Source organism: Streptomyces sp. AK08-02, from assembly GCF_033795085.1.
In the GTDB taxonomy this organism is placed as follows: domain Bacteria; phylum Actinomycetota; class Actinomycetes; order Streptomycetales; family Streptomycetaceae; genus Streptomyces; species Streptomyces echiniscabiei.
Genome location: NZ_JARAZV010000015.1, coordinates 133,253 through 152,111 on the forward strand (window position 1 = coordinate 133,253; position 18,859 = coordinate 152,111).

The 18,859-nt window shown below is 70.2% G+C and carries 20 protein-coding genes and 2 pseudogenes; 13 read left to right on the top strand and 9 right to left on the bottom strand.

The features are described 5' to 3' along the window. Positions 1 to 73: 73 nt before the first annotated feature. Positions 74 to 244 (bottom strand): annotated as a pseudogene (locus PV734_RS30130) (Lrp/AsnC ligand binding domain-containing protein); the annotation flags it as partial. A 14-nt stretch (positions 245 to 258) separates the two neighbouring features. Between PV734_RS30130 and PV734_RS30135 the strand changes: the two are divergent. The 4 genes and pseudogenes from PV734_RS30135 to PV734_RS30150 form a co-directional block, all read left to right on the top strand. Beyond that, entirely contained in the window at positions 259 to 924 is a 666-nt protein-coding gene (locus PV734_RS30135) for an AzlC family ABC transporter permease (protein WP_319292792.1), read from the top strand. Further along, positions 917 to 1,252 carry a branched-chain amino acid transporter permease gene (locus tag PV734_RS30140; RefSeq protein ID WP_319292794.1) on the top strand — a complete coding sequence of 112 codons (336 nt, stop codon included), beginning with the start codon at positions 917 to 919 and terminating at the stop codon, positions 1,250 to 1,252. The genes PV734_RS30135 and PV734_RS30140 overlap by 8 nt, the downstream gene beginning before the upstream one ends. 38 nt (positions 1,253 to 1,290) lie before the next feature. Continuing rightward, positions 1,291 to 2,487 carry a PLP-dependent aminotransferase family protein gene (locus PV734_RS30145; protein ID WP_319097183.1) on the top strand — a complete coding sequence of 399 codons (1,197 nt, stop codon included), beginning with the start codon at positions 1,291 to 1,293 and terminating at the stop codon, positions 2,485 to 2,487. A 122-nt stretch (positions 2,488 to 2,609) separates the two neighbouring features. Next, positions 2,610 to 3,413: pseudogene (locus tag PV734_RS30150) on the top strand (catalase); the annotation flags it as partial. Positions 3,414 to 3,513: 100 nt separating this feature from the next. On the opposite strand, the gene PV734_RS30155 reads toward PV734_RS30150, so the two are convergent. Then, positions 3,514 to 4,401: an aminoglycoside phosphotransferase family protein gene (locus PV734_RS30155; protein WP_319292796.1), complete on the bottom strand. Its 888-nt coding sequence runs from the start codon at positions 4,399 to 4,401 to the stop codon at positions 3,514 to 3,516. A gap of 33 nt (positions 4,402 to 4,434) precedes the next feature. Here PV734_RS30155 and PV734_RS30160 point away from each other — a divergent pair, with 33 nt between their 5' ends. Both PV734_RS30160 and PV734_RS30165 read left to right on the top strand, forming a co-directional pair. Further along, positions 4,435 to 5,124, top strand: a complete 690-nt coding sequence (locus PV734_RS30160) for a rhomboid-like protein (protein ID WP_319292798.1) — start codon at positions 4,435 to 4,437, stop codon at positions 5,122 to 5,124. Between the two features lie 11 nt (positions 5,125 to 5,135). Beyond that, positions 5,136 to 6,557 carry an FAD-dependent oxidoreductase gene (locus tag PV734_RS30165; protein ID WP_319292800.1) on the top strand — a complete coding sequence of 474 codons (1,422 nt, stop codon included), beginning with the start codon at positions 5,136 to 5,138 and terminating at the stop codon, positions 6,555 to 6,557. A gap of 42 nt (positions 6,558 to 6,599) precedes the next feature. Here the strand turns inward: PV734_RS30165 and PV734_RS30170 are convergent, their stop codons facing one another. Continuing rightward, positions 6,600 to 7,820: an NAD(P)-binding protein gene (locus PV734_RS30170; protein WP_319292802.1), complete on the bottom strand. Its 1,221-nt coding sequence runs from the start codon at positions 7,818 to 7,820 to the stop codon at positions 6,600 to 6,602. Positions 7,821 to 7,963: 143 nt separating this feature from the next. Between PV734_RS30170 and PV734_RS30175 the strand changes: the two genes are divergently transcribed. Further along, a complete protein-coding gene (locus PV734_RS30175) occupies positions 7,964 to 8,671 on the top strand; it encodes a pentapeptide repeat-containing protein (protein WP_319292804.1) in 708 nt (235 codons plus the stop codon). A gap of 53 nt (positions 8,672 to 8,724) precedes the next feature. On the opposite strand, the gene PV734_RS30180 is transcribed toward PV734_RS30175, so the two are convergent. Then, positions 8,725 to 9,225: a hypothetical protein gene (locus PV734_RS30180; RefSeq protein WP_319097189.1), complete on the bottom strand. Its 501-nt coding sequence runs from the start codon at positions 9,223 to 9,225 to the stop codon at positions 8,725 to 8,727. 145 nt (positions 9,226 to 9,370) lie between these two features. Next, positions 9,371 to 9,946: a TerD family protein gene (locus PV734_RS30185; protein WP_006382336.1), complete on the bottom strand. Its 576-nt coding sequence runs from the start codon at positions 9,944 to 9,946 to the stop codon at positions 9,371 to 9,373. 197 nt (positions 9,947 to 10,143) lie between these two features. Here PV734_RS30185 and arfB point away from each other — a divergent pair, with 197 nt between their 5' ends. Beyond that, positions 10,144 to 10,572, top strand: a complete 429-nt coding sequence (gene arfB / locus PV734_RS30190; RefSeq protein ID WP_319292806.1) for an alternative ribosome rescue aminoacyl-tRNA hydrolase ArfB — start codon at positions 10,144 to 10,146, stop codon at positions 10,570 to 10,572. Between the two features lie 380 nt (positions 10,573 to 10,952). On the opposite strand, the gene PV734_RS30195 is transcribed toward arfB, so the two are convergent. Then, positions 10,953 to 11,420 carry a GNAT family N-acetyltransferase gene (locus PV734_RS30195; RefSeq protein WP_319097191.1) on the bottom strand — a complete coding sequence of 156 codons (468 nt, stop codon included), beginning with the start codon at positions 11,418 to 11,420 and terminating at the stop codon, positions 10,953 to 10,955. Between the two features lie 48 nt (positions 11,421 to 11,468). Beyond that, on the bottom strand, positions 11,469 to 11,987 hold the full coding sequence (locus PV734_RS30200) for a flavin reductase family protein (RefSeq protein ID WP_319097192.1): 519 nt from the start codon (positions 11,985 to 11,987) through the stop codon (positions 11,469 to 11,471). Positions 11,988 to 12,426: 439 nt separating this feature from the next. On the opposite strand from PV734_RS30200, the gene cdgB reads away from it, so the two are divergent. Both cdgB and PV734_RS30210 read left to right on the top strand, forming a co-directional pair. Continuing rightward, the gene (gene cdgB / locus PV734_RS30205; RefSeq protein ID WP_319292808.1) at positions 12,427 to 14,175 is read left to right on the top strand and encodes a diguanylate cyclase CdgB; all 1,749 of its coding nucleotides are present in this window, start codon (positions 12,427 to 12,429) and stop codon (positions 14,173 to 14,175) included. Between the two features lie 168 nt (positions 14,176 to 14,343). Then, the gene (locus PV734_RS30210) at positions 14,344 to 15,336 is read left to right on the top strand and encodes a CBM35 domain-containing protein (RefSeq protein WP_319292810.1); all 993 of its coding nucleotides are present in this window, start codon (positions 14,344 to 14,346) and stop codon (positions 15,334 to 15,336) included. Positions 15,337 to 15,443: 107 nt separating this feature from the next. On the opposite strand, the gene PV734_RS30215 is transcribed toward PV734_RS30210, so the two are convergent. After that, complete coding sequence (locus tag PV734_RS30215) at positions 15,444 to 15,920, bottom strand: ArsI/CadI family heavy metal resistance metalloenzyme (protein ID WP_319292812.1); 477 nt, start codon at positions 15,918 to 15,920, stop codon at positions 15,444 to 15,446. Between the two features lie 89 nt (positions 15,921 to 16,009). Between PV734_RS30215 and PV734_RS30220 the strand changes: the two genes are divergently transcribed. The 3 genes from PV734_RS30220 to PV734_RS30230 all read left to right on the top strand — a co-directional run bounded on the left by PV734_RS30220 (position 16,010) and on the right by PV734_RS30230 (position 17,751). Beyond that, a complete protein-coding gene (locus tag PV734_RS30220) occupies positions 16,010 to 16,426 on the top strand; it encodes a metalloregulator ArsR/SmtB family transcription factor (protein WP_319097196.1) in 417 nt (138 codons plus the stop codon). Beyond that, positions 16,423 to 17,181 (top strand): MIP/aquaporin family protein, encoded by a 759-nt coding sequence (locus PV734_RS30225; RefSeq protein ID WP_319292815.1) that lies wholly within the window; start codon positions 16,423 to 16,425, stop codon positions 17,179 to 17,181. The genes PV734_RS30220 and PV734_RS30225 overlap by 4 nt, the downstream gene beginning before the upstream one ends. 150 nt (positions 17,182 to 17,331) lie before the next feature. Next, positions 17,332 to 17,751 carry an arsenate reductase ArsC gene (locus tag PV734_RS30230; RefSeq protein ID WP_319292817.1) on the top strand — a complete coding sequence of 140 codons (420 nt, stop codon included), beginning with the start codon at positions 17,332 to 17,334 and terminating at the stop codon, positions 17,749 to 17,751. Positions 17,752 to 17,854: 103 nt separating this feature from the next. Here the strand turns inward: PV734_RS30230 and PV734_RS30235 are convergent, their stop codons facing one another. After that, on the bottom strand, positions 17,855 to 18,826 hold the full coding sequence (locus tag PV734_RS30235) for a 1-phosphofructokinase family hexose kinase (RefSeq protein WP_319292819.1): 972 nt from the start codon (positions 18,824 to 18,826) through the stop codon (positions 17,855 to 17,857). Between the last annotated feature and the right edge of the window lie 33 nt (positions 18,827 to 18,859).

An 18,859-nucleotide genomic window follows, 5' to 3' on the forward strand; every position in this document is an offset into this window, starting at 1 on the left:
GCTGACCTGGGCTTCTCGCAGTCAGGAGGGCGGGCGCTCACTCGTGGTCGGCCGATCCGGTAGTAAGTGAGGCTCACTCAAAGCTTTTGATGAGCTTCATCGTCTGGTGCGACACGATGCGGTGCACGCCGGGGAGCTGCGTCATCTTCTCGGTCTGGAACCGCTCGTACGCGTTTCCGTCGGCGACGTCGACGCGGATGATGTAGTCGGGCACACCGAACACTCGACGGACCTCTGTAACCTCGTCGAACGCGGCACGTGCGCATCGTCACGCCTGCGGCGCTGGCCGCCCTGCCGATGGGTTTGGCCTTCGGCGTCGTGGTGTCCCAGTCGCCCTTGGCGTGGTGGTGGGGCCCGGTGTTCGCGACGGTGATCTTCGCGGGTTCGCTGGAGTTCCTGGTCCTGGGGATGGTGGTGGCCGTGGCGCCGCTGGCGCAGATCGCGGCAACGGCGTTCCTGGTGAACTTCCGCCATGTGTTCTACGCGTTGTCGTTCCCGTTGCATCGAGTGCACGGGCGCGGGGTGAAGGTGTACTCCACGTTCACGCTCACAGATGAGGCGTGGGCACTGACCACCGGTCCGCAGGCGCAGTGTTGGGGCAGGCGGCGCATCCTGACGATTCAGGCGGTGCTTCAGGTCATGTGGGTCTCTGCTGTCACTGTCGGTGCCCTGGCGGGGACCTTGATCCCGGACGACGTCGTGGGGCTGGACTTCGCGGTGACGGCGTTCTTCCTCGTTCTGACCATCGACGCGTTCCGCGTCCGGCGCAGTGTTCCTCCGCCCGTCATCGCGCTGCTGTGCGCCCTGGGTTCGTACCTGCTCTTCGGGGACGGAATGCTCGTGGCCGCCATGACCGCCTTCGTCGCGATCCTGCTCATCCAGTACGCCCTTGCCCGCATCAAGTGCAGGAGCGCGCGTGCCTGAGTCGACGTACATCATCACGGCCGTACTCGTCTCCTCGGCCGTCACCTGGGCGCTGCGGGCCGCGCCGTTCGCCTTCCTCGCACCGATCCGTCACAGCGCGTTGCTGCCGTATCTGAACGAGAGCATGCCCGTCGGCGTGCTGACGATTCTGGTCTTCTGCACCCTGCGTCACACGCCGGTCGACATCGCGCCGCAGACTGGTGCGGCCGTGGCCGCTCTGGTGACCACTACGGCACTGCGCATCTGGCGCGGGAACGCTGGCCGCAGTGTCGTCGGCGGAACCGCTGTGCACGTCGCGGTCGCCTCCACGCTGCCTCTCTTCTCCTAGTCCGGGCTCCATCCGCGCACCCCGAAAGGCCCCATGTGATGACCACTGCCGAGAGCGCCGCCGCCGTCCCTGCTCTTGCCGCCCGCACTGCCGCCGTGGGCGGGTCGCCCGTCCGGGAGATCCTGGCGCTGACCGCCCGCCCCGACGTCATCTCGTTCGCGGGCGGCCTGCCTGCCCCCGAGCTCTTCGACGCGGAGGGCATCCGCGCGGCCTACGACGCGGTGTTGCGCGAGTCGCCGCGGCAGGTGCTGCAGTATTCGACCACTGAGGGTGACCCGTCGCTGCGCGGGGCCGTCGCGGCCCGGCTCAGCACCCGCGGCCTACCGACCGACCCCGAAGATCTGCTGGTGACCGGCGGCTCGCAGCAGGGACTGTCGCTGCTGGCCTCGGCCCTGCTGGAACCCGGCGACACGATCTTGGTCGAGGACCCGACCTATCTCGCCGCGCTGCAGTGCTTCGGACTCGCAGGCGCTCGGATCATCCCGGTCCCCACCGATGCCGACGGCATCATGCCGGACGCGCTGGACGCGCTCGTCGCGGGGGAACGGCCCAAGCTGTTGTATCTGGTGCCCAATTTCCAGAACCCGACGGGCCGGACGCTGCCGCTCGCCCGCCGCAGGGCGGTCGCGGAGGTCGCAGCGCGGCGCGGGCTCTGGATCGTCGAGGACGACCCGTACGGTGAGCTGCGTTTCAGCGGCGAGCCGGTGCCGTGGGTCGCGGGCTGTGCCGGCGCGGAGGATCGCACGGTGCTGCTGAGCAGCTTCTCCAAGGTGCTGGCCCCCGGGCTGCGGCTCGGCTGGCTGCGTGGCCCGGCCGCTCTCCGGCGCGCCTGCGTGATCGCCAAGCAGGCTGCCGATCTGCATACCTCGACGGTCGACCAGGCTGCCGCGGCTCGCTATCTCGCCGACCGCGATCTGGACACCCATCTCGCCACCGTCCGCGACGCCTACCGTGAGCGCCGCGATGCCCTGCTCGCTGGTCTCCCGGAAGCGCTGCCCGCCGGCAGCAGCTGGAACCGTCCGGACGGCGGCATGTTTCTCTGGGTCCGCCTTCCCTCGGGCTACGACGCGACCGCCCTGCTCCCGCAAGCGGTCGCCCACAACGTGGCCTACGTCCCCGGCGCCCCCTTCTACGCCGGCCACCCGGACCCGGCGACGCTGCGCCTGTCGTTCACCACCCACACCCCCGCTGAGATCGCGGACGGCCTGAACCGCCTGGCCAAATCTTTTGACTGACCCTCCGGCAGTTCATGGACGAGGGGTCGGCCGGAAATCCTGTCGCACCAGGGCTTTGCCGTTCGGCAACGGGTACTCGCAGCGGCCTGGGGCTGGGAACCCTGCACTCTTCTCGTCCTGTCCTGAACGGCCCAGTCCTTCGTGGGTGTCGGCGCCTACAACGAACAGCAGTTGAGGAGTCGACGGGGCCTGTCGGGTCGTTGCCGCCCAAGTCCGACCAGCGTGGGCCGGACACCTACGGCCCCACCGGTCAGGAGACCGGGATCCCGCGGAGGAAGGTCGCGCAGGGTGGGGAGCGCCTCACCACCGCGTAGGGAGTCCGTCTGTACGACAGCGATCATTCGCTGAAGGCCGGACCTCGTGGTCCGGTACTGCTCCAGGACCACCACCTGCGGGAGAAGATCACCGACTTCGACCACGAGCGCATTCCGGAGCGGGTGGTGCATGCCCGTGGTGCCGCCGCGCACGGCGTGTTCCGGGGATATGGTGCCGCCGCGGGGATCACCAGGGCGGCCTTTCTCGCCGAAGGCGTCGAGACGCCGGTGTTCGTGCGCTTCTCCATTGTGCTCGGGTCGCGTGGATCGGCCGACATGGTGCGCGACACCCGGGGGTTCGCGACGAAGTTCTACACGGACGAGGGTGTCTTCGACCTGGTCGGCAACAACATCCCGGTGTTCTTCATCCAGGACGCGCTCAAGTTCCCCGACGTCGTCCATGCGGCCAAGCCGCGTCCGGATCGGGAGATCCCGCAGGCCCAGAGCGCCCACGACACGTTCTGGGACTTCGTCACCCTCCATACGGAGGCCGCCCACCACACGGTGTGGAACATGTCCGGCCGTGGCATCCCGCGGTCCTACCGGATGATGGAGGGCTTCGGCGTCCACACCTTCCGGTTGGTCAACGCCGAGGGTGTCGGCACGCTGGTGCTGGGAGCGGTGACCCGGCTCCTCGGCGGACACCGTGCCTGGGGGCGTTTCACGCCGGCTCTGTGAGCGGTGGCGGTGGCCGGGCGCGGGGTGTGCCGGGTCAGGTGTGGCGCAGTCGGCGGGCGATCTCCAGGTCCTGTTCGTCGAGGGGGTCGCCGTCCTCGATGGCCCAGAGGGCGTTCTGGAGTACGCGGGCGAGGGTCCAGGCGCGTGACTGTTCCCGGTCGAGGGACAGGGTGTCCGTCAGGGCGTCGAAGCGCCAGAGGACGTCGTCAGGGTCGAAGCGGTTGTTGATGGCGGGCCAGAGGTCGAAGCCGGGGTCCCCGGCGAGGGGTTTCGGGTCGATGGCGAGCCAGGGGGCCCGGTCGGCGGCGAGGACGTTCTCGTCGTGGAGGTCCCAGTGGAGGAGGCGGTCGCCGGGCTCGGGGGCGACTTCGCGGAGGGCGGCGGCGCAGTCGGCGACGAGGGTCCTGCCGGGGCCGTACGGGGTCCGGGTGAGGGCTTGTGGGGCTTGGTCGAGCATGTGCCGGGCGATGTCGTCGAGGCGGCGGATGCCGGGTGGGGCCGGTTCGGCGGTGAGGTGGGTGAGGAGGCCGGCGATGATCAGGGTGGCTTCGTGGGCGTCGGGGTGGTGGGACAGCATGCGGGTCTGGTCGAGGCGTTCCAGGAGCATGGTTCCGGTGTCGGTGTCGTGATCGAGGAGGCGTACGGCGTGGTTGCCGTTCCAGTGGCGCAGGGCGGTGGGTTCGCCCTCGCTCTCGTCGTCCAGGAGCTGGAGTTTGAGGACGGCGGGGGTGTCGTCTGGTTGGAGGACGGGCAGGACGAGGGCGGTCACGCCGTGCACGGAGGGGCCGTCGAGGCGTAGGTTCCAGCGGTCGAGGAAGTCGGCGGCGCGGCCGGGGAGCGCGGTGATGAAGGCGTGTCCCGCCTCCCCGTTGTACTTGAGCTGGGTGGCGGCCAGTTCGTCGGGGACGTGGATGCGGTTCACCGGGCGACTGTATGTGCGTGCGTAAATTGGCGCATGCGATTTCCGGTGAGCCCGCGCGGGGTGTGGGCGTACGTCCGTAGTGCTCCGGGCACGTATGTGTGGCTGCTCGTCCTGTTCTTCACGACGGTGGCTGTGCATCACATGTCGGCGGAGTTCCAGGAGGAGTTTCTGCGGCAGCGGTCGACGAACATCAACGAGCTGTCGGATCATCCGGTGCGTGTGCTGATCTCCAGTGCGATGTGGATCGACGGGTGGTGGACCCCGTATCTCGTGCTGTATTCGGTGTTTCACGCGCGGGTCGAGCGGTGGCTGGGGACCCTGCGGTGGTTCACCGTCTGTGCGAGCGCGCATGTGCTGGCGACGTTGGTCAGCCAGGGTGCGGTGTGGCGGGCGATCCGGAACGGTTCGGCGCCTGCGTCGGAGGCGGACACGATGGATTTCGGGGTGAGCTACGGGCTGGCGGGGGTCGTGGCCGTGCTGGCGTACCGGATTGCTCGGCCGTGGTGGCGGTGCGTGTATGTGGTGGGTGTTCTTTTTGTGTACGGGGTGCCGCTGGTCGTGTCGCGGACGTTCACCGATCTTGGGCATTTCACCGCGGCGGTGGTGGGGTTCGCCTGTTGGCCGTTGACGCGCGGGCGGGATAGGCGGGTGTGGAAGGCGAAGGGGAAGACCAGGGTGAAGGGGAAGGGGGCAAGGGAGACACCGGGGGTGGTGAGGGGTTAGCGTCCGGCGCTATGAGCAGCGCGGATGGCGGTTCGGGTGTGGTCGGTGGGCCGGTGAACGGTCGGGTTTCGTTCTGGTACGCGCAGGACGGGTTGCCCGTTCCCCGTGAGCCTCTCGGCGGGGACGCGACGGCGGATGTGGTGGTCGTCGGGGGTGGGTACACGGGGCTGTGGACGGCGTACTACCTGAAGAAGGCGGCGCCTTCTCTGCGGATCGTGGTCCTGGAGAAGGAGTTCTGCGGGTACGGGGCTTCCGGCCGGAACGGAGGCTGGCTGTACAACGGGATCGCGGGGCGGGACCGGTACGCGCGCGTGCATGGTCATGCGGCCGCGGTGCGGCTTCAGCGGGCGATGAACGACACCGTCGGGGAGGTTGTGAGGGTCGCGGGGGAGGAGGGTTTCGATGCCGGCATCCGGCGCGGGGGTGTGCTCGAAGTCGCTTGTACGCCCGCTCAGTTGGCGCGGTTGAGGGACTTTCACGAGGTGGAGCTGTCGTACGGGGAGGACGACCGTGAGTCGTACGGCGCCGAGGCGACCGCGGAGCGGGTACGGGTGGCGGGTGCCCTCGGGTCGTCGTGGACGCCTCATGGGGCGCGGTTGCATCCGGTGAAGCTGGTCAGGGGGCTCGCGGCGGCTGTCGAGGCGCTGGGTGTCGTCGTCCGGGAGCGGACGCCGGTGACGGAGATCCGGGCGGGCCAAGCGGTCACGCCGTACGGGACGGTTCGCGCGCCGTATGTCCTGCGCTGTACGGAGGGTTTCACTGCTTCGTTGAAGGGGCAGCGGCGGACGTGGTTGCCCATGAACTCGTCGATGATCGCGACGGAGCCGTTGACGGACGCGCAGTGGGAGTCGGTCGGTTGGGCGGGCCGGGAGGCGTTGGGCGACATGGCGCACGCGTACATGTACGCGCAGCGGACGGAGGACGGGCGGATCGCGTTGGGTGGGCGCGGGGTGCCGTACCGGTTCGGGTCGCGGACGGACAACGACGGGCGTACGCAGCCGGCGACGGTGGAGGCGCTGCGGGAGATCCTTGTGCGTTTCTTTCCTTCGCTGGGTGGTGTGCGGGTGGCGCATGCCTGGTCGGGGGTGTTGGGGGTGCCGCGGGACTGGTGTGCGACGGTGACGTTGGACCGGTCGTCGGGGCTCGGCTGGGCGGGGGGTTATGTCGGTTCGGGGGTTGCCACGGCGAATCTCGCGGCGCGGACGTTGCGGGATCTGGTGCTGCTGGATTCGGGGCAGGGCGGGCGTACGGAGCTGATCGATCTGCCGTGGGTGGGGCATCGGGTGCGGAAGTGGGAGCCGGAGCCGTTGCGGTGGGTGGGGGTGCGGGGGATGTACGCCACGTATCGGGCGGCGGATCGGCGGGAGTCGGCCGGGGGTGGGGAGCGGTCGTCGCGGTTGGCTCGGGTGGCGGACCGGGTGGCCGGCCGGTAGGTGGGTTGGTGGGCGACCTTGTGTGCGGGCCGCTTCTCGACCTCAGGCTTGTTTGAGGTCGAGGCGGTTTCGGCGGTTGCCCAGTGCCAGTGACACGGCGTTCAGCGCGCTGTTGAAGGAGACCTCGGCGAGGACGCCGGGGGCTGCCACCTGGTCGCCCGCGAGATAGACACCGTTGCCGCGTTCGATGGCGGGTCGGTCGCGCCAGCTCGTCCCGGGGAGGTCGACCGCGCCGGTACGGCCGTTGGCGGTGGCCTCGCGGCGCCAGGTGACGCGGTCGCGCCAGCCGTCGAAGGCCAGGTCGAGGATTTCCTCTGCACGGGCGACGCCTTCGGTGCGGGAGGCGTCCGGGCCGATCGGGAACTGGCCCTGGAGGAGTTGTTCGCCGGCCGGTGCGAGGGTGCGGTCCTGTGCGGTGAAGCGTTCCAGCCAGCCGGGTGCGTCGAGGTCGGAGACGACGAAGGGGTCGCCGCGCCGGGTGCGTACGGCGAGGTCGAGGAGGACCGTACGGGCGCCGGTCCAGGTGAGGGTGTCGTCGTTCAGGAGGCGCCGGGCGGCGTCGAGGGAGGTGGCGACGATGACGGGTGTGTCCGTGGGGAGCGTGTCGACGCGGGACAGGGTCTCCACCCGTACGCCCAGGTTCCAGGCGCGGGCGGCCATACGGTCGATGACGCCGGCCCAGCCGCCGCGCGGGTAGTTGGCCTCGGGCGGAAGGGCGGCGGCGCGGCGCAGCCGTTCCTGGACGAAGGCCGCGGAGAGGGTGCCGGGGTCGTGGTGGAAGAGGGCGACGGCGGAGTAGTGCGCGGCGGCCCGGGCGCCTTTCTCGCCTGCCCGTTCGGTGGCCCAGGTCATGAAGTCGACGTCCATGGGCGCGTGTTGGGCGCTGTGGCGGAGCAGTTTGAGCATGGCGAGGGGTGGGGTGCGGCGCAGGGCGCCCTGGTGGCGGAAGTGGAAGCGGGCGGCTTCGAGTGGGGGCAGTGGGGCGAGGGGGCCGATGAGGTCGCGCCGGGTGAGCCAGGTCCAGTGCGGGCCGCCGCTGTAGAGGGCGTGCGGGCCCTCGTTCGTACGGTAGGGCTCCTCGGTGGTGCGGGCCCGGCCGCCGAGGGTGTGGTGGGCCTCGTGCACGGTGACCTTGGCGCCCGCCTCCGCGGCGGCGATGGCGGCGGTCAGGCCGGCGAAGCCGCCGCCGATGACGGTGAGGGGGGTGCGGGCGTGGGTGTGGGAGCGGTTGTGCGTGCGGTTGCTGGTGCGGGCCGGGTGCATGTCTGGGGTCTCCCTGTGGTGGGCGCCTCTCTGCTTTCCGGCGGTACGACGGATGGCGGGGGTCGGAATGTGACATGGGGGTGGACGGGTTGGGGTTTTCGCAGCTCAGGCGGATTGTCAGTGGTGGGGTGCAGGATGGGGGCATGGCGAGGCGAGTGGTGGGTGGCGCGGGGAGTGCCGGGGGTACGGGGGGTTCCGGTTCCGGGGTGAAGGAGGCTCGGCGGCCCGAGGTGCGGTTGCCGGTGTTGGAGCCGTTCGGGGGTGGTGAGCTGGAGCCGGACGGGGACTACGACGGGCTGGAGTTCCGGGAGGCCGATTTCGCCGGGCAGGACGGCGGGGGTGCCCGGTTCATGGACTGCGCGTTGACGGGGTGCACGCTGGACGAGACACGGCTGCACCACGCCCGGCTGCTCGACTCGGTCCTCACGGGCATCCGGGGGGTCGGCACGAACCTCGCCGAGTCGACCCTGCGTGATGTGGAGCTGGTCGACGCCCGGCTGGGCGGGATGCAGCTGCACGGGGCTGTGCTGGAGCGGGTGGTGGTGCGGGGCGGGAAGATCGACTATCTGAACCTTCGCAAGTCGAAGCTGAAGGATGTCGTCTTCGAGGGTTGCGTGCTGGTGGAGCCGGACTTCGGGGGTGCGGTGCTGGAGCGGGTGGAGTTCGTGGGCTGTGTGCTGAAGGGGGCGGACTTCAGCGAGGCGCGGCTGCGGGACGTGGACTTTCGGCGGGCCGCGGAGCTGGGGTTCGCGCGGGGGGTGGACCGGCTGGCGGGGGCGGTGATCAGTCCTGTGCAGTTGCTTGATCTGGCGGGGGTGTTCGCGGCGGAGCTGGGTGTACGGGTGGAGTAGGCCGCCCACTCGCCGGGACATCCGGCTCCGCCCCTGGGGGTGGGCGTCCCCGTTCAGCGCACCCTCGGGAAGCGGGCCTGCAGTGTCCAGATCGCCGGGTTCTCGCCGAGGGCGTCGTGCAGGTCGATCAGGTCGGCCAGTACGTCGTGCAGGAAGTCCCGCGCCTCCTTGCGGAGTTCCGCGTGGGAGAAGGTGAGCGGGGGCTCCTCGGCGGGCATCCAGTCGGACTCGATGTCCACCCACCCGAAGCGGCGTTCGAAGAGCATGCGGTCGGTGGACTCGGTGAAGTCCAGTTCCGCGTACTGGGGGCGGGAGGCGCGTGAGCCCGCGGGGTCCTGGTCCAGCTGCTCCACGATGTCGCACAGGGCCCACGCGAAGTCGAGCACCGGCACCCATCCCCAGGCTGTGGACAGTTCCCGGTCCGCCTTGGTGTCGGCGAGGTAGACGTCTCCGCAGAACAGGTCGTGGCGCAGTGCGTGGACGTCCGCGCGGCGGTAGTCGGTCTGCGGGGGGTCCGGGAACCGGTTGGAGAGGGCGTAGCCGATATCGAGCACGGGGGTGATGGTGTCACGAGGGGCCCGGCCTTGGCCCTCCACGGCCGGTGCGGCCGGTGTGGGGGCACGCGAAAGCCCCCGTCCCAACGCCGACTGGCGTTCGGCCGGGGGCTTTTCAGCCGCGTGGTGCGGCTCCGACCTCGGCTCAGACGTTGACGCCGAAGTCCTGGGCGATGCCCACGAGGCCCGAGGCGTAGCCCTGGCCGACCGCGCGGAACTTCCACTCCGCGCCGTTGCGGTACAGCTCGCCGAAGACCATCGCCGTCTCCGTCGCCGCGTCCTCGGAGAGGTCGTAGCGGGCGATCTCGGCGCCGCCGGCCTCGTTCAGGATGCGGATGTACGCGTTGCGGACCTGGCCGAAGTTCTGCGAGCGGTTCTCCGCGTCGTAGATCGAGACCGGGAAGACGATCTTGTCGATGTCGGCGGGGAGGCCGGCGAGGTTGACCTTGATCGCCTCGTCGTCGCCCGCGCCCTCGCCCGTGCGGTTGTCGCCGGTGTGGACGATGGTCTTGTCCGGGGTCTCCTTGTTGTTGAAGAAGACGAAGTGGGCGTCGGAGAAGACCTTGCCCTGTGTGTTGACCGCGATCGCGGAGGCGTCGAGGTCGAAGTCCGTGCCGGTGGTGCTGCGGACGTCCCAGCCGAGGCCCACGGTGACGGCGGTCAGGCCCGGAGCCTCCTTGGTGAGCGAGACGTTGCCACCCTTGGACAGGCTTACAGCCATTGTTGGGAGTCCTTCCCTCGTTGACATACGTGCGGTACGTGCGTGCGGTGCGGAGCCCCGTACGGGACGAAGCTACCGTCACCCCTATGAACGCCGACGGGGGTCCCGAAGGTTCCGCGCGGCTTTACTTTCTTTACCTACCTTGTCGGAGTGAAAACGGGGTGACGTGGACCGGACAGCCGCGCGACCATAGGGGCATGTCCGGTCCCTACCTCATCCGTGGCTCCGTCTCGCTCCCCGAGGCCGAGCTCATGTGGCGTTTCTCGCGGTCCGGCGGGCCGGGCGGGCAGCACGTCAACACCAGTGACACGCGGGTCGAGTTGAGCCTCGACCTCGGGAGCACCGAGGCGCTCCCCGAGGTCTGGAAGCGGCGCGCGCTGGAGCATCTCGCCGGACGGCTCGTCGACGGAGTCGTCACCGTCCGCTCCTCCGAGCACCGCTCGCAGTGGCGCAACCGCGAGGCTGCGGCCGTACGGCTGGCCGCTCTCCTCGCCGAGGCCACCGCGCCACCGCCGAAGCCCCGTACCCCCACCCGTATCCCGCGCGGAATCAACGAACGCCGGTTGCGGCAGAAGAAGGCACGCGCGGACGTGAAGCGGGGTCGTACGGGACGGGACTGGGGTTAGTCGTGGGTCAGTCGCTAACCGGTAACCAGTCGCCCTGTTACGAGTCGCCTGTAACGAGTCCCCGTATCGAGTCGCCGGTTACGAGTAATCGGTCTCTGGTTACCGGCTGACCGGAGGCGTGGTGGCGTGGTGGTACGCCGGCGGATGAACGATCGTGAATTTCCGAACGGCCGGGAGAAAGCACCGTGGAACGGCCCCGGGAATGAATTTCTCGTCGTGCGATTCGAATCTTCCCGAAGTCATCTCCGGGGTGACCACTGTCGGCCCGGCCTCTCCGGCCGTCACAGTGGTGGCGAGCGAGTCCTGACATTTACGTTCGTACACGCAAAGGTCGCCATGATCGACGTCGTGACGGATCCGGCACGGCACTGGGGCCGGTGTCAGGTCGGTTTCAGTACGCCGACCGTCTGGCCCCCGCTGGTCTCGCCGGTGGGGCTGAAGCCCAGGGCCAGGTAGAAGGACTCGGGGCCGGTCGGGCCGGGGTGCCAGGTGACGTAGAGGTCGGTGCCCCCGCGGTGGCGGATCTCGGCGGCGACGGACTCGACGGCGAAGCGGCCGTAGCCCTTGCCCTGTTCGTCGGCCGCGATGTTCAGGCGCCAGAGACCGGAGCGCAGGTCGGTGCCGGTGCCGCCCCAGGCGATGTCGAAGAAGCCCATGAGGAAGCCGACCGGACGCTCGCCGTCGAGGATCAGCCGGGGCCAGGCGGTGCGTGGATGGACGTACGCCTCGGCCAGGGACTTCATGACCGGCGAGACCGCGTGTTCCTGGTCCGGGCGGACCCGTACGGCGACGGCGGCGTCGAAGTTGTCGGAGCTGATCCGCTCCAGCCGGAGCGTGTCGTTCGTCATACGGCGAACCTAGGCCGTCCGGCAGGGGCTTGACCAGCGGGTTTCCCGTCAGTCGAGCCGGCGGTAACGGCCGCGGAAGTACGCCAGTGGGCCCCCGTCCGCGTGCGGCGCGGTCGCCGTGAGGACGCGGCCGATCACCAGGGTGTGGTCGCCGGCCGTCACCCGCTGTTCCGTACGGCACTCCAGGGTCGCCAGGGCGCCCTCCACCAGGGGGGCGCCGGACGCCTCACCCCGGACGTGGGGGAGTTCCGCGAAGAGGAGGCGGTCGCTGATGCGGCCCTTCATCGCGAACCGGCCCGCGATGTGCCGCTGGTTCTCGGAGAGGACGGAGACCGCCCACAGGGGCTGTTCGTCGAGCAGGTCGTCCATCCGGGAGCCCTCTCGCACGCTGACCATGACGAGGGGCGGGTCGAGGGAGACCGAGAGGAAGGCGGTCGCCGTCATGCCGACGTCCTCGCCGCCCGGCGCGTGCGGATCGTCCGCGTCGAGCGGCGGCTCCTGTGCGGTCACCAGGACCACGCCCGAGGCCAGACGGGACATGGCGGCGCGGAAGTCGTCGTTGCTCACTCCCCCAGGATGCCCGGCGCGAGGGAGGGCAGGAGGGGTGGGAGGGACCGGAGTGGCGGGAGGGGCGGGTTCGGCGTGGCTGGGTACGGCACGGCTGGGTACGGCAGAGGGAGTCAGCACATGGAAAAAACTATTCGTGGTCCCTGTGTCACCGCATCGGACCAGCGCCCGAACCGGGACCTAGGACTCCCGACCGACCCCAAAGATCGGGAACGGCCCCGCCGACTTCCTCTCGCCCGTATCCTCGCTCGTAGTATCCGCACGGATACAAAGTTTGCGTTCAGTAAATGCACAGGGAGAACTCAGAAACTCCACTCAATTGCTCATCTTTCGCTGTGACTTGAGTCACAGGTGACCTTTTTTGTTGACCCTGTGTACCGAGTGGGCAGCGCGCTGTGATTCAGTGGCGGAGAAGGTGGGATAGGCGGAAGGAGGGCGAATGGAGACCGACCAGGAGCCGTACGTCCGTCTCGCGACCTTGCGGCAACTGCACCAGGTCATGGCGGACATGAACACCGCGCGCAGTCTGGCGGACACCCTCCAGACCGTCGCCGACGGCGTCGTCAACGGCCTCGGTTACGAGCTGGCCTGCGTCAACCTCGTCCGCCCCGACGGCGATCTCGTCGTCGCCGCCTTCGCCGGAAACTCCGCCGCCGAGGCCCTCATCACCGGCCGGGTCGGCTCGCGCGACTCCTGGGAACGCCGGCTCGCCATGGGCGAGGCCTGGGGCGACCTGGTGTTCATACCGCACACCGAGGGCTGGGTCCTCGACGACGACGACGTCCCGCAGTGGTACACAGACGGCCCCGCCCCGCGCTTCGAGGACGAGTGGCACCCCTCGGACCGGCTCTTCGCCCCGATGTTCACCCCGGGCGTGCCCGGCGGCACCTGCGGCGAACTGATCGGCGTGCTGTCCGTGGACCGGCCGCGCAACGGCCGCCGTCCGGGCGCGTGGGGCAAGGAAGCGCTCCAGATGTACGCGTTCCAGGCGGCCATCGCGATCAGTAACGCACGTCTACGCGCGAATATGCAGCGGGCACTGGTCAGACTCGAACGCGAGCAGCAGGCGCTGCGAGCCAGTGAGGAAAGCTTCCGGCAGGCCTTCGAGTACGCCCCCTCAGGCATGGCCATCGCCGAGATGGGCGGCGACCAGCACGGGCGAATACTCCGCACCAACGACGCGCTGTGCCGGCTGCTCGGCCGCCCCGCCTCCGCGATGCGCCGCTACTCCTTCTCCGACCTCGTGCACCCCGAGGACATAGGCACCCTGCTGCGCACCTCCGCCGAGGGCGGACGCACCGAACTCCGGCTCGCCCGCCGGGACGGCACCTACCTGTGGGTGTCGCTGCGCAACTCCGTCGTCGCGGACACCACCGACGGCCCGCGTTTCCTGCTCACCCACGTCGAGGACATAGAGGAGCGCAAGCGCCGCGAGCTCCAGCTCGCCCACCGCGCCTCCCACGACTCCCTGACCGGTCTGCCCAACTCCGCCGAGCTGCGTGCCCGGCTCAGCTCCCGTCTCTGCCAGCGCCCGCAGACGGCTGCGCCCGGCCTCGTCGAGTCGGTCGACGCCGCCTACGGCCACGGCCAGCCGGACCCCTACGGCACGCACGACCAGTACACGACGGCCCCGGCGCCGGTGCCCGTGACGGACGGCGGAATCCAGCCGTACGACGCGAACGGCCACGGGTTCGACTTCCGTGGCGCCGCCCCCGAGGTGTACGGCGCGTACGACCACCACGTCCACCATGTCCACGCCGTCGCCCCCGAGGGTGAACACGACGACGGGACGAAGGGGCTCGCGGTGCTCTTCTGCGACCTCGACGGTTTCAAGTCGATCAACGACCGTTTCGGGCACAACGCGGGTGACGCGGTACTGATCGAGGTGGCCCGGCGGCTGGGTGGGGCCGTGCGCGACGGTGACACGGTGGCCCGGCTCGGCGGGGACGAGTTCGTGGTTCTCGCCGACGGCCTGGGCCGGGCCGACGCCCAGGACCTCGCCGTACGCCTGCGCAACGAGATCATCCAGCCCGTCCGGGTCGACGGCCGCGTGATGCGGGTCGGCGCGAGTTTCGGTATCGGGTGGGCACAGTGCGGGATGACGGCGGACGAGGTCCTGAAGTCCGCCGACGAGCGGATGTACATCGAGAAACGATCTCGTCCCAAACAGCACCGCAGGGCGGGATGATCTCCAGGTCAGTGGTGTGACGCCGGTCCCGTGCGGCCGGACTCACCCGTTTGGGTCAGTGGGAGCGGGTAGGCTCGCTATTCGCATTGCATGTTTGGCAGGACCTCGCAGTATCTCGTGGTCCCACCCGCAGTAGTCCCACCCCGCACCTGTTGAGGAGACCTAGGGATGACGCCCGGCAACAGCGGCGCGAGCACGCCCGAGGACGATGACCCGTTCGGCTACCTGTACGAGGACGGGCGGGCGAACGGCGCTCAGCCGCCGAGCAGCGGCTACGGCTACCCGAACTCGGTCGGCCGCACCCGGCCGGTCGGCGAGCGTCAGTACAGCGGCCCGCCGCAGGGCCAGCAGCAGTCGACGTACGGCCAGAGCGTGCCGACCGCCCAGACCGCCCAGTACGGCCAGACGATCCCGCAGCAGCAGGGGGCGTACGGCGCTCCGAACGCTCACTACCAGGCGCCCGAGGCCTTCGGTGGCGGCCCCGCGGCTCCGCAGCAGCAGTCGTACAGCGGGGGCAGCGGCAACGGCAGAGGCGGGCGGGGCTCCGGCCCCAACACCAAGGGTCTTCTGATCGGCGCCATCGCGGTGGTCGCCGCGGTCGTCATCGGTATCGCCGTGGCGATGATGGGCGGCGACGGCGACAAGGGCACCGAGGCCGACCCGACCCCGACGACCGGGCAGAGCGCCGAGCCGTCCCCGTCGGCCAGCGCCTCGAAGGCCACCGAGGGCGAGCTGCCGGCCGTCGACGCGAAGGCCCTGTTGCTGGGCGGCGGCGCGGCCACCACGTCGGACGTCGACGGCGCGAAGGCGGCCGGCGGCGTCTATGTGGGCAACTTCAACAACGTGGGCGCGTCCGTCACCTGGAACGTCAGCGGCATCGCCAAGTCCGGCAAGTACACGCTGTACACGGGCTACAGCGTCCCCGGCAAGGACGCCACCGCCACCCTCACGGTCAACGGCACGGCGTCCGACACGCCGGTCGGCATGGACAACTACGGCAAGGTCGCCGAGGGCGACTACGAGAAGGGCTGGACGCGGACCTACAACTACGTCCAGCTCAACAAGGGCACCAACACCATCAAGATCTCGTGCGAGCAGGGCAACCAGTGCGACGCCCTGATCGACCAGCTGTGGCTGGTGAACGGATGGGTCGACAGCTGACCGACTGACCGCGACCCCGCCACCCCGAGGGGCGGCGGGGTCCGCGCGGTTCAGGGGCCTTCTGTCTGTTCGGCTCAGCTCCGGGTGGCGCAGGAGAGGCCTCCGGGTCAGGTGCCGCAGGCGCAGCCGGCGGCCGTGACCGGCTCGGCGTCGGCGGTCTGCTCGCCGGTGCCGCAGCAGGCGTCCGCGCCGCCGACGGCGCTCTTGCCGAGCTGGTCGGCGTCGGCCTTGACGACGTAGACCTCCCAGGGCTCCTTGCCGGGGCCGTGGACCCAGACCTTGTCCTGGAGGGCGTAACAACAGGACGTGTCGTTCTCCTCGAACGTCGCCAGGCCGGCGTCCTTGAGCCGGTCGGTGGCGGCGGTGACCTCCTCGGTGGACTCGACCTCGACGCCGAGGTGGTCCAGGCGGGTCTCCTCGCCGGGGGCGCCCTCGATCAGGACGAGCTTGAGGGGCGGGGTGGCGATGGCGAAGTTCGCGTAGCCCTCGCGGCGCTTGGCCGGTTCGGTGCCGAACAGCTTGGAATAGAAGACGATCGACGCCTCCAGGTCGGCGACGCGCAGAGCGAGCTGAGCACGGGACATGGCGGTCTCCCCGGGATCCGATGTTGCATCGACAGTTGTCGATATAGCCCGACCTTGCCACCGGATTAGATGGCTGTCAACATAGAGGTATGTCTAATCAGGTGCTGCCGGTGGCCGTCCAGGACAAGCCGGCGGCGTGCTGCCCGCCGATGGTCCGAGCCCCGCTCGACGAAGAAGCCGCCGCGTCGCTGGCGCGCATGTTCAAGGCCCTGTCGGATCCGGTCCGCCTGCGGCTGCTGTCGATGATCGCCTCCCATGCCGGCGGCGAGGCGTGCGTCTGCGACCTGACCGGGCCGTTCGACGTCTCCCAGCCGACAATCTCCCACCACCTCAAGGTGCTCCGCGAGGCCGGACTGGTCGGCTCGGAGCGACGCGGGACCTGGGTCTACTACTGGATCCAGCCCGCCGCCCTCAATCAGCTCTCCGGCCTCCTCCAGGCCGCCCCCGACGCCGTCGCGCACACCCCGGTCTCCGGGTCGCCTTCCGGATCGGGGTGCCGCGCATGACCGCCGCGGTCCCGCTGGGGCGCCGGGTGGCGGCCGAGGCCGTCGGGACGGCCGCGCTGGTCGCGATCGTGGTCGGCTCCGGCATCCAGGCCACCGAACTGTCCCAGGACGTCGGCGTGCAGTTGTTGGCCAACTCCCTGGCCACGGTCTTCGGCCTCGGCGTGCTGATCGCCCTGCTCGGCCCGGTCTCCGGCGCCCACTTCAACCCCGCCGTCTCCGCCGCCGCCTGGTTCACCGGCCGACGCACCAGTGATGGCCTGGCCCTGCGGGACCTGGCGGCGTATGCGGGCGCCCAGACCGCAGGGGCGGTCGGCGGCGCCGTACTGGCCAACGCCATGTTCGCCCAGCCCCTGGTCACCTGGTCGGCGCACGACCGCTCGGCCGGACACCTGTGGCTCGGCGAGCTCGTGGCGACCTCCGGCCTGATTCTGCTGATCTTCGGGCTCGCCCGGTCCGGGCGGCCGCACTTCGCGCCGGTGGCGGTGGCCTCCTGGATCGGGGCCGCGTACTGGTTCACCTCCTCGACGTCCTTCGCCAACCCCGCCGTGACGATCGGCCGTGCCTTCACCGACTCCTTCGCCGGGATCGCCCCGGCCTCCGTGCCCGCGTTCATCGCCGCCCAGATCGCCGGGGCCCTCCTCGGCCTGGCTCTGGTCGCGGTGGTCTTCGGCCGCCCCGCCCCTGCCGGCGGTGCCGCTGTCCCGGCGCCCGCCCCTGCCGGTGAGCCCGAACTCGCCGCCGCTCCAGGTCACTGAACCACCCCTGTCCTGAAAGGGATTTGAGGCCATGACAGCGACCAGCCACCCGTGGGCGACGGTCTGCTGGACGTCCCCGCGCTCCTGACCCGCGCCGACAACTGATCCACCGTGGCCCCCGGGCCCGGTCCGCACCCAAGGAAGATCCCCGTGAGCACTCCCGCCCGTCCGTCCGTGCTGTTCGTCTGTGTCCACAACGCCGGCCGGTCCCAGATGGCCGCCGCGTTCCTCACCCACCTCGCGGGTGACCGGGTCGAGGTCCGCTCGGCCGGCTCCGTGCCCGCCGACCAGGTCAACCCCGCCGTCGTCGAGGCCATGACGGAATCCGGCATCGACATCTCCGCCGAAACCCCCAAGATCCTCACCACCGAAGCGGTGCGGGCGTCTGACGTCGTGATCACGATGGGCTGCGGGGACACCTGCCCGGTCTTCCCCGGCAAGAAGTACCTCGACTGGACCCTGGCCGACCCCGCCGGGCAGGGCGTCGACGCCGTCCGCCCGATCCGCGACGAGATCGAGACCCGCGTCCGCGCCCTGATCAGCGAGATCGCTCCCACCGTGCGGGCATGACCGGCGGTTACGGCCCTGGGCACCGCCTGATGCGGCATTGTCCCGGGGCTCGGGTGCGCTCGGAGTAACGGCCCACCCGAGGGAGACCAACCCTTGCCGCTGGTCAGCGCGGCGAATTGTTGGTGAGATCGCTCCAGGCCGCCGTCGCCCCGCCCGTCACCGTCACCCGGTGCAGCAGTTTCTCGTACGTCGCGCGGTCGAACTCGCCCGCCACCGGGGCCAGTACGGTCGCCGCCGACAGGGCCACCGCTCTGGTCAGACGTTCGGGCCAGGGGAGTTGGTCGACCAGGCCCGACAGCAGGCCCGCGACCAGGGAGTCACCGGCACCCGTCGGATTGCCTCGGACGCGGGTCGGCGGGATCGCCCGCCAGAGGCCCTCCGGGGTCACCGCGAGCAGTCCGTCCGGGCCGAGCGAGGCCACCACCGCCCGTGCGCCGCGCCTGCGGGCGTCCCGGGTCGCCTGCAATGGCTCGTGGGAGCCGGTGAGTTCGGCGAGTTCACCGGCGTTCGGCTTGACCAGGTCGGGGCGGGCCGCGACCCCGCGCCGCAGGGGCTCCCCGCTGGTGTCGAGGAGTACGGGCACGCCGGCTGTGCGTGCGGCGCGGACCAGGTCGGCGTACGCGCCCACCGGCACCCCCGGCGGCAGGCTCCCGCAGAGGGCCACCGCGGAGACGGACGGCAGCAGCCCCTCGTACACGTCCTGGAACGCGGACCACTCGGCCGGGGTGATCTGCGGGCCGGGTTCGTTGAGTTGGGTCGCGTCCGCCGGTACACCGGCCGCCGAGTCGTCGATCACCGCTATCGTGCGGCGAGTCGCACCCGACACCGGCATCAGCACGTCCAACACGCCTGGTGTGGCGGCGAGTTGGTCCTGTACGGTCCGCCCGGTCGAGCCGCCCGTGAAGCCGGTGACCGTCACCTCGTGGCCGAGGGCGGCCAGGACGCGGGCCACGTTCAGGCCCTTGCCGCCCGGGCGTTCGGTCACCGAGGTGACCCGGTGGGAGGCGTGCGGGCGTAACTCCCCTACGCGGTACGTGATGTCGAGCGCGGTGTTGAGCGTCACCGTGAGGATCATCCCGCCGACCTCCTCCTTTCCCTCTTTCCCCCG

Excerpts from the sequence above, each read along its gene's own strand:
- PV734_RS30145 (WP_319097183.1), top strand. The coding sequence starts at position 1,291 with ATGACCACTGCCGAGAGCGCCGCCGCCGTCCCTGCTCTTGCCGCCCGC.
- PV734_RS30160 (WP_319292798.1), top strand. The coding sequence starts at position 4,435 with ATGCGATTTCCGGTGAGCCCGCGCGGGGTGTGGGCGTACGTCCGTAGT.
- PV734_RS30165 (WP_319292800.1), top strand. The coding sequence starts at position 5,136 with ATGAGCAGCGCGGATGGCGGTTCGGGTGTGGTCGGTGGGCCGGTGAAC.
- PV734_RS30170 (WP_319292802.1), bottom strand. The coding sequence starts at position 7,820 with ATGCACCCGGCCCGCACCAGCAACCGCACGCACAACCGCTCCCACACC.
- PV734_RS30175 (WP_319292804.1), top strand. The coding sequence starts at position 7,964 with ATGGCGAGGCGAGTGGTGGGTGGCGCGGGGAGTGCCGGGGGTACGGGG.
- PV734_RS30185 (WP_006382336.1), bottom strand. The coding sequence starts at position 9,946 with ATGGCTGTAAGCCTGTCCAAGGGTGGCAACGTCTCGCTCACCAAGGAG.
- arfB (WP_319292806.1), top strand. The coding sequence starts at position 10,144 with ATGTCCGGTCCCTACCTCATCCGTGGCTCCGTCTCGCTCCCCGAGGCC.
- PV734_RS30195 (WP_319097191.1), bottom strand. The coding sequence starts at position 11,420 with ATGACGAACGACACGCTCCGGCTGGAGCGGATCAGCTCCGACAACTTC.
- cdgB (WP_319292808.1), top strand. The coding sequence starts at position 12,427 with ATGGAGACCGACCAGGAGCCGTACGTCCGTCTCGCGACCTTGCGGCAA.
- PV734_RS30210 (WP_319292810.1), top strand. The coding sequence starts at position 14,344 with ATGACGCCCGGCAACAGCGGCGCGAGCACGCCCGAGGACGATGACCCG.
- PV734_RS30215 (WP_319292812.1), bottom strand. The coding sequence starts at position 15,920 with ATGTCCCGTGCTCAGCTCGCTCTGCGCGTCGCCGACCTGGAGGCGTCG.
- PV734_RS30220 (WP_319097196.1), top strand. The coding sequence starts at position 16,010 with ATGTCTAATCAGGTGCTGCCGGTGGCCGTCCAGGACAAGCCGGCGGCG.
- PV734_RS30225 (WP_319292815.1), top strand. The coding sequence starts at position 16,423 with ATGACCGCCGCGGTCCCGCTGGGGCGCCGGGTGGCGGCCGAGGCCGTC.
- PV734_RS30235 (WP_319292819.1), bottom strand. The coding sequence starts at position 18,826 with ATGATCCTCACGGTGACGCTCAACACCGCGCTCGACATCACGTACCGC.